Source organism: Fulvivirga sp. M361 (genome assembly GCF_007097395.1).
Classification (GTDB): Bacteria; Bacteroidota; Bacteroidia; order Cytophagales; family Cyclobacteriaceae; genus Fulvivirga.
In genome coordinates, this window is sequence record NZ_VKDC01000105.1 from 1 (window position 1) to 640 (window position 640).

The window sequence follows — 640 nt, forward strand, 5'->3', positions numbered from 1 at the left end:
AACACTATGTATTTATCATAGAGCTCATTAACTAAAGCCACATTACACTCTTCTCCCGCAATAACAATGCATCTCAGTTCCGGATGGAAACCTGTTCCTATACTTTCCAAATAAGTAGGTGTAATATCAAGATAAGTTACTTTTTTTGTTGCTATATAGCGCATGAAAGCACCCTGATCCAGTATAATATCACGAGATACTAAAACTGACCTGGCCCCATTTGCCAAAGCCAGCCACAGTTGCTCTACCGATGCATCAAAGACCAGGTTAGCAAATTGTAACACACGATCATGAGCACTAATATTCAGCTCCTGTGTCTGAGAAACAATCAAATTCAGCAGCGTGGCATGAACAATTTCAACGCCCTTGGGCAAGCCGGTAGAGCCGGAAGTATAGATCACATACGCACGCTGTGAGGGAGATAGCACTAAATCAACTGCTGTTGAAGGACAACCGCTTAAATCGAGTGATCTAATGGATACACATTCCACCACCGAACCATAACGATCACACAATCCGGCTTCGGTTAGCAGTAACCTGCAACCACTTTCTTCCAGGATAACCATATTGCGTTCCCGGGGTTGCGTTCTGTCTAACGGAAGATAAGCCCCACCCGCCTTCATAATACCTAAAAGGCTGA

The 640-nt window shown here is 43.9% G+C and carries 1 protein-coding gene; it reads right to left on the reverse strand.

Going from position 1 to position 640, the window contains the following annotated elements:
- On the reverse strand, window positions 1–640 hold a 640-nt coding region (locus FNH22_RS31785), incomplete at both ends, for an AMP-binding protein (protein WP_143402572.1).